At 45.2% G+C, this 7,788-nt stretch carries 6 protein-coding genes and 1 pseudogene; 2 read left to right on the top strand and 5 right to left on the bottom strand.

Features of this window, described 5'->3' with window-relative positions:
- The coding region (locus tag HMPREF3140_RS00450) for a Tn3 family transposase (protein WP_070552793.1) at positions 1-2,308 on the top strand (2,308 nt) is incomplete at its 5' end.
- A gap of 198 nt (positions 2,309-2,506) precedes the next feature.
- On the opposite strand, the gene HMPREF3140_RS00445 is transcribed toward HMPREF3140_RS00450, so the two are convergent.
- From HMPREF3140_RS00445 to HMPREF3140_RS00430, 4 genes are all read right to left on the bottom strand, one after another.
- Positions 2,507-2,899 carry a hypothetical protein gene (locus tag HMPREF3140_RS00445; RefSeq protein WP_004196899.1) on the bottom strand — a complete coding sequence of 131 codons (393 nt, stop codon included), beginning with the start codon at positions 2,897-2,899 and terminating at the stop codon, positions 2,507-2,509.
- Between the two features lie 67 nt (positions 2,900-2,966).
- Entirely contained in the window at positions 2,967-3,725 is a 759-nt protein-coding gene (locus tag HMPREF3140_RS00440; RefSeq protein WP_064164945.1) for a hypothetical protein, read from the bottom strand.
- Between the two features lie 232 nt (positions 3,726-3,957).
- Complete coding sequence (locus HMPREF3140_RS00435) at positions 3,958-4,689, bottom strand: plasmid SOS inhibition protein A (RefSeq protein WP_070552792.1); 732 nt, start codon at positions 4,687-4,689, stop codon at positions 3,958-3,960.
- 259 nt (positions 4,690-4,948) lie between these two features.
- Complete coding sequence (locus HMPREF3140_RS00430) at positions 4,949-5,551, bottom strand: hypothetical protein (protein WP_004197614.1); 603 nt, start codon at positions 5,549-5,551, stop codon at positions 4,949-4,951.
- Between the two features lie 1,060 nt (positions 5,552-6,611).
- Between HMPREF3140_RS00430 and HMPREF3140_RS26730 the strand changes: the two are divergent.
- Positions 6,612-6,818 (top strand): annotated as a pseudogene (locus HMPREF3140_RS26730) (integrase core domain-containing protein); the annotation flags it as partial.
- 739 nt (positions 6,819-7,557) lie between these two features.
- Here the strand turns inward: HMPREF3140_RS26730 and HMPREF3140_RS29070 are convergent.
- Positions 7,558-7,788 (bottom strand): hypothetical protein (locus HMPREF3140_RS29070; RefSeq protein ID WP_217628960.1); only part of this gene is annotated, 231 nt, incomplete at its 5' end.

Here is a 7,788-nt window from a genome sequence, read left to right as displayed (position 1 = left end):
GTTTATCACCACCGACTATTTGCAACAGTGCCTGAATTTCTCCCGTCTGCCTGCCATTCAGCTGCGGAATTTGGCCCGTTATGCCGGAATGGCTTCGGTGAAATACATTTCAAGAATGCCTGACGAACGGCGACTGGCCGTGCTTACTGCGTTTGTGAAAGCACAGGAAATTTCGGCGCTTGACGAGGCCGTGGATGTGCTGGATATGCTTATTCTGGATATCACGCGTTCTGCAAAAAATATCGGGCAGAAAAAGCGGCTCAGGACCCTTAAAGATCTTGATCGTGCCGCGCTATTACTGGCACGGGCATGCACGTTATTACTTGATGAGAACACCGATGAAGCAGCTCTGCGGCAGGCTATTTTTCGCCGCATACCAAAGGACAAACTGGCTGAATCCGTCGGCAAGGTAAATGAGCTGGCGCGCCCGCAAGATACTCATTTTCAGGATGAAATGGTGGAACAATATGGACGGGTGAAGCGCTTCCTGTCCGCGATGTTGCGTGACTTACACTTTCAGGCCGCCCCGGCCGGGGAGCACACGTTGTCAGCAATCCATTATCTGGCCGAACTGAGTGGCTCAAAAAAGCGAATTCTCGACGATGCACCAGAGCAAATCATTTCCGGCCCCTGGAAACGTCTGGTCTACGACAGAGATGGTAGGATTCTACGAGCGGGTTACTCGCTGTGTCTTCTCGAGCGCCTTCAGGATTCTTTGCGCCGTCGTGATCTCTGGCTGGAGAACAGTGACCGGTGGGGGGACCCGCGTCAAAAATTGCTTCAGGGAGCTGAATGGCAGGCACAACGCATCCCGGTATGTCGGGCGCTGGGTCATCCATCAGACGGAACTAAAGCAGCAGAACAACTGGCTACGCGGCTTGATGACACATGGAAATCAGTGGCTTCACGTTTTGCCTGCAACGCAGCGGTCAGCATAAGCAATGAAGGTAAGCATCCCTCACTGACGATTAGCAGTCTGGATAAACTGGATGAGCCACCGGCACTGATACAATTGAATCGTCGGGTAAGAGAACTGATCCCTCCGGTTGATCTGACTGAGCTGTTGCTTGAAATAGATGCCCGAACCGGTTTTACCCGCGAATTCAGCCACGTCAGTGAATCAGGTGCTCGGGCGCAGGATCTCCAGGTCAGTCTGTGCGCAACACTGCTGGCAGAAGCCTGCAATATAGGGCATGAACCCCTGATAAAGCATAATATTCCCGCGCTTACTCGCCATCGTCTGAGCTGGGTTAAACAAAATTATCTCAGGGCAGAAACGCTGGTCAGCGCTAATGCACGGCTGGTTGATTTTCAGTCCACGCTGCCGCTCGCGGGGTACTGGGGAGGTGGTGAGGTTGCCTCCGCAGATGGTATGCGTTTTGTCACACCGGTTAAAACGGTTAATTCCGGACCAAATCGTAAATACTTTGGTTCAGGACGCGGTATCACCTGGTACAACTTCGTCTCCGATCAGTACTCCGGTTTCCATGGCATTGTCGTTCCCGGTACGCTTCGTGATTCCATCTTTGTACTGGAAGGGCTTCTGGAGCAGCAGACCGGGCTGAATCCGGTAGAAATTATGACGGACACGGCAGGATCCAGCGATATCATTTTTGGCCTGTTCTGGTTACTGGGCTACCAGTTTTCCCCTCGTCTGGCCGATGCAGGCGGGGCGATATTCTGGCGGGCAGATAAAACGGCACATTATGGTGCCCTGAATGAGCTGGCCCGGGGATGTGTTGAACTTTCAAAAATAGAATCCCAATGGGATGAAATGATGCGAATGGCGGGCTCACTGAAGCTTGGGACCATCCATGCATCAGAGCTTATTCGTTCACTGTTGAGAAGTAGCCGACCATCTGGTCTGGCTCAGGCGATTATGGAATTGGGCCGGGTCAACAAGACGTTGTATCTTCTCAACTATATCGATGATGAGGATTACCGGCGTCGGATCCTCACTCAGCTCAACCGGGGAGAAGGACGCCATGCAGTGGCTCGAGCCATTTGCTACGGACAACGTGGTGAAATTAGAAAACGCTACCGTGAAGGGCAGGAAGATCAACTCGGTGCTCTGGGTCTGGTGACCAATGCGGTTGTGTTGTGGAACACACTTTACATGCAGGAGGCGTTGTCACATCTTCGCAAATCGGGGGAAACACCTGAAGAGGAGCATCTGGCAAGATTATCGCCGCTGATACATGGCCATATAAATATGCTGGGGCATTATACGTTTTCGTTACCGGAAGATATTCTGAAGGGCGAGTTAAGACCATTAAATTTCAATACAAACAATGAATTAACCTCTTAGCGTGGTTTTTTACATCATTGGACCTTGAACCCCTAATACACCTAAGCAAAGCTGACCTGTATCGTCCGCCACCTCGATTGAGGTCTGGTTATCCAGATGGTAGGTGGCCGTAGAGATTCTGCTATCCGCTTCATGGCAAACCGGTTCACCTTCAGGGATACGCCAGTCCGTCATTCGTTTTATAACAGGAGCACCGGCTCATCCTTTTTGCGCAGCTACAATAAGGAGAGTTTGCAGGGCAGCTCTGTCAGAGTTTCGGATCGCCCTGTCGAGGATAGTTTCCTGTCCCTCGTCTGCCCAGGCTTCAACATGATAATTTGACCATACGTTACGTTCAGTCGAAGGCAGGCGGTCATCAGATTCGATGTGGAGAATGGGGGTACACTCAATGTCTGAAAGATAGGGTTTTGCAACGTCACCATCCGTAATACCGTTGACCAGTCCACCACAGTGATAAGCAATAACCCGTCCAATATCCAGCATGAAGGCCTGGTGCGCCTCACGGGAGTCAAGCTCACCCAGCAGTTCAGGTTTAATAAGAAGACCGGTGACGATTTCAGCCAGTTCATTGGGTAATATTTGCTTTGTCATAATGCCTCACAAAAATAGACGTATCAGGGCACGAGAGCTGCGGGATCATGCCCTGGCCAAAGGAAAATCACATGACGTTCAGGTACGATTTCATCACCCGGAACTCATCCGGAGTGATTGGTTTCATACTGGATTTTTTAATGGCAGAGCCAGAACTAAATTGTATTCCTCCTTCGGCATCTATTTCCCCACCATCGCGATAGTTAAGCTGTATCTCATCATGTCTATGCGCTGCATTAACGCTGTCCGGGCAACGCAATATAAACGATACTGGATATTCAAATTCACCGACGACCTCTGTAAATTCACAAAAGAAGTATTTCATCTTCTCGGCGAAAGCTGTTCGTTCAGCCTCAAGAAAATTGTGTAGACCTGTCCACCGGATGAAATCCTTGCTCACGACACAAGCAGCGCCTCCAAACCCGTCAGGTCTTTTTGAGCTACTGCATGTAAAAGCAATTTTGAACTCTATCAATTCATTTCTGTCAAATGCAATAAGTGCCGCCTGAGCAAACAGCGCAGCATGTTCAGAATTGAAATCTCCGAGATCACTGTTAATAAGAAAACCTTCAGGGCATTTATCCCCGTCAAAATGCCAGTCCAGGTCTTCAGGAATATCTGCAACAGTTCTGAATGGATGGTTCAGGACACAGTGACGTACAATAATCTCCATTTCTGAGAGGCCGTTTGTGTTATCACATGAAATGAGTTTTTGAATAAAACTATCATCAGGTTCAAACAATTCATTCATTGCCTCAAGTAATATATCAGCTTGAGTAGGATTTGCTTCAATAAGACAAGCACATTCTGAATAATAGTCAGCCATGATAAACCTCATATCTGTTTAGATGAGTACGGTCGATTAGGAGTAAGACCATCATACTTAACCAAACCGGCTCATCAAGGGGGTATTTTCACCGGAAGCAATAATAATTAAGGTCAGGTTCATAAATTCTGGATAATAATAACCAACCCCTAAATGGCACAAAAAAACACATGAAAACAGTGAGAAATACTGGACTTGTAAATTTTATTTTTTCTGATTGAAGCTTTGTATTCTATCCAGCTTTATATATAAGGGATAATGGTAGCGCCGAAAAACAGACATTAAACTCCATAATTGTAATAGTGCTAAGAACATAATCAATCTCGTCCAGCAATTCAGCCAGTGTGTAACACCAGATATAGTCCTTTCTGTATGAAGTGATCCAGAATGATGACCACCATTCCTTTATCAGCAGGTAAATATTATTCGTTGTAAGTCCTTGTCCATGGGTATCGTTTCGCCAATCTTCTAACCAGCGTTTATGTTGACCTGGAACACAGAAAGACAGGTAAAGCCTGGATTTTGCAACATTGATTTCAAATTGATAGTTCAATAGGTTAGATTCTTTCTTTCTCAGGCGTTCCACCCTTTGATCATGAATCCGGTCACGGTGTTCGCGGCGCTGAAAAACCCTGTTCTGTAACTCCGGGAACATGGAAACTGCCAGAGACCAGGAAAGAGGGAGAATAAAACACTCTCCACGAGATTCAATCAGAATATCGATAGCACGCAGGTATTCAACTTTAGTTGCTTCGCCACGAACAAATGGATCGTAACTCGAATCGACCTTTCTCAAGTCATTCGAGCTAATTTGCGATTTACCTGTAAGTTCTTTAAAAAAGGCTTTGACGTAGGCCAGTTCTCCAGTTTTCCGTCCCAAAGCTCTGCGATTCTCCACAGAAGCAATAGAAGCCATTGCACATCGCTGGAAAGGGTTAATCGGGACAAGCGTGGAAGATATCATTAATTACCATCCTTAGAGAATAGGAAGCACATAAAGACATATTATCAGTAATTATTTCACTTGCCAGTACCTATTTATATAATAGTGCTTATGAATAACATTCAAAAACATTTAATATTTTTCGGAGTCAACTTCAAACATGAGAAAGCAAATTTTAGCACACCCATAAACCGGAAGCATATAAAAACAGTGAGCAAAGGGAGGGTTAAAGCAATTACTAAGCCTTACATGAAAGGCTTAGTAAAGGAAATCAGGGATATTACTTAGTGATACAGCTTTCAACTAGTGAAGCAATGAATTTTCTTTCTGCATAACATCCTTTCATTGATTGCGGATCAAAAACAATATTATCAGCTTCGACATAGCGTAGCCTGTGGTATACAGACAAACGCGCTTCATTCCTTTTATGCTCTTCAAGTACCGGGGTGTAATCATGATCGGTCATTCCTATAACAAAGAAAGCACAAATGACAGATAGTCCAATGATAAAGAAGGGAGCATGTTCCAGGAAAGAGGACATTGTTTTAGATACGTTTACGTCAAAAATATCAACAACAGCATTACTGAATAAGGTAATAATTATAAGTAAAAACATTACACCGATAACACAGGAAATCCGGAGGACCATTTTTGTGTTGTCAGGCTCAGCAGTAACTTCATCAGGTGGTGCAAAGACAGAAGAACGAGTCGTCTTCTGCATTTCCGAACCGGCATAACCTCCGCCTCCCAGAATAACAGAGTCTCCCGAAATGCCACCCCCCAGTACTGAACCTGATCGTTCAGTGGTTGAAGTTTCCTTCAGATAAAGGGAGTTCAAAGGGATCCCGTCAGTTGGTGAATAATGAACTTTCATGATAGTCATAGTAAGGCTCCTGATTATTGATACTTTTATAGTACTGTGAGCCTGAGGACAATTTTCCCTTTAAAAGGGTGAAATCGCTATTTAACAATTTTTTTTACCGGGCACGAAAGGATAAAAACCGTAGTTGTCCTGCAAAAGCATCCAATTATGGAAAAACTATGAATGCAACATGTTGACGAGAAAATCTGATGGAAAAAGTTTACCTGTCTGGTATTGTCAGTAAAACCGGCAAAGGATTCAACTAACCAGGGGTGGTTTGTTGAATACGGAGCAGTAGCAGCCCCTTTGCCGGTTTGTCATCCTTTCATGCCTGCATCACTTTCCTTCCTGCTACCTGAAGACATCCACATACGATCTGCAAAAAAGAAGCCCACATTTCGTTATGGGAGTGAACTACTTTTTTCACGAAAAGGGTTTCTCTGGGCGCACAATACGTGACACCGTCACTTTTAGATGTAAGTGATATAATATCATTGGATATAGTCACAATGGTAAATGTCAATAGCAATAAAATAACAGAAAAAAATTATAAAATTGATGCCTTTTAAATAAAACAAAGTTTCAATATATCGATATAAAAACCAACAAAAAGCATGAATTCAGGAATAACCAGAAGTGTGCTCATTTTTCCACCGCGCCAAGAGATGTATAACATCCTATTTACAGTTAGAATAATACCCATTATTCCATTTGTTATCATATTGTTAAAAAGAGTAGGGCGGTATCTTTTCCTAGTTCGTGCTTAAAAAAGTAACTTTTTCGCGCCCCTCTACTGAGTAACGCTACGTGAAATCTGGAGAAATTTAGGGGGGTGAGTACGCCAGATTTTGCGTAGCGCACGGTTGTCAAAGTACAAAATTTGTCTGATTTATGCCCGGATCGTGGTTGAAATGAAAATGAAGTATGAAGGGCTGGCGAAGTGAAGCTTTTTACGCCATGAAAATACTTTTGTGCTTTGAGGAGGGAGTGGAACAGCTTATAGACCACATCAAGCCTTGTGTAACAGTGTGTGGGTCATCCTCTTGGTTGACCTGCTCCCCGTTGATTAACACACCGCGATGAGAGCTTCGTGAAAACGATAAAGCGTGACTACATAAGTATCATGCCCAAACCAGACGGGTTAACGGCAGCAAAGAACCTTGCAGAGGCGTTCGAGCATTATAACGAATGGCATCCGCATAGTGCGCTGGGTTATCGCTCGCCACGGGAATATCTGCGGCAGCGGGCCAGTAATGGGTTAAGTGATAACAGGTGTCTGGAAATATAGGGGCGAATCCACTTTTCCTTTCGTTTACCATCAGAGGTGGAAGTGTGGGTGATGTGATTTCTGGTCTGTTGTCGTTCTCCGCATGTGAAGTAATGGCGTTCCCTGCTTATCAGGAATTTGCGTTATCTTTCGAGGTAAGAGTGGGTAAACGAGATGGCGCCGGGGACTGTTCTGGCCTGGTCTTGTCTGGAGTTTCTTCCCGGGTATTCTCTTCCGTGTATTGGGGAATGGCCTTCAGAGAAACTGGCTTTCTCTCGTCGCTATTCAATGGTGGTCGAGATTTGCTTCATGGGGTCGGTAGCCTGGGGCAATGAGGTTGGTCTTTTCGGTAGCCTGGCAGGAAGAGGTGGGTATTGCCTGGGTGTGGCGTAATGGCAGTTCCTTTTCTTCGTTATCTTGTTTTGTTGTTTTCTTATTGCCTAAAACAATTTGTTTATATCCTCATTAAACGCAACGAGAGCCATTCTGAGCGTGTCTGTTTTGTGGTGGCATCAGGAGTTGTTTTTGGCGTTTTCGTCGCAGGGTGTTGGTCTCTGGTGCGCTGCTTAACGGATATAAGAAGTGACATGGCAAAACGTCAACTTTTTGGACCAAATCAGGGTAAAGCGTTGACTTTTCATTGATGTATTATTTATTTGTTTTCTTGTGGGTGTTATGTTCGTAAAAGCCTTGCCGCGCCTGGAGTGTATGAAGTTGGAGAGTAGGGAAGAGGGCGATCAACGAGTTCTTATAGAAATCCTCAATTAGTGACCGCCAATGTCAACGCGTTAATTAGTCTGTCGCCTGGGAGTCTGTACGCGTAGCCACGCTTCATCCCCCCAAAATCACGCGTCACAAAGCTGCCAGCGTAACGTTTGGTAATGACCTGGCAGACATAACAGATGGCGAGAAGATAAAGCATGGACTTCTTGTTAACTTTGGTAAAAACATAGCAAGACAGGGGCTTTGTTGAATAAATCGAACTTTTGCT

Origin of the sequence: Klebsiella sp. HMSC16A12 (assembly GCF_001808265.1) — a bacterium.
Lineage (GTDB): Bacteria > Pseudomonadota > Gammaproteobacteria > Enterobacterales > Enterobacteriaceae > Klebsiella > Klebsiella pneumoniae.
Note: the sequence above shows the minus strand (reverse complement) of the source record. Positions and strands in the feature narration are given on the sequence as shown.

Bases quoted from the DNA above. Each gene is read 5' to 3' on its own strand.
- HMPREF3140_RS00445 (WP_004196899.1), bottom strand. From the start codon at position 2,899: ATGACAAAGCAAATATTACCCAATGAACTGGCTGAAATCGTCACCGGT.
- HMPREF3140_RS00440 (WP_064164945.1), bottom strand. From the start codon at position 3,725: ATGGCTGACTATTATTCAGAATGTGCTTGTCTTATTGAAGCAAATCCT.
- HMPREF3140_RS00435 (WP_070552792.1), bottom strand. From the start codon at position 4,689: ATGATATCTTCCACGCTTGTCCCGATTAACCCTTTCCAGCGATGTGCA.
- HMPREF3140_RS00430 (WP_004197614.1), bottom strand. From the start codon at position 5,551: ATGACTATCATGAAAGTTCATTATTCACCAACTGACGGGATCCCTTTG.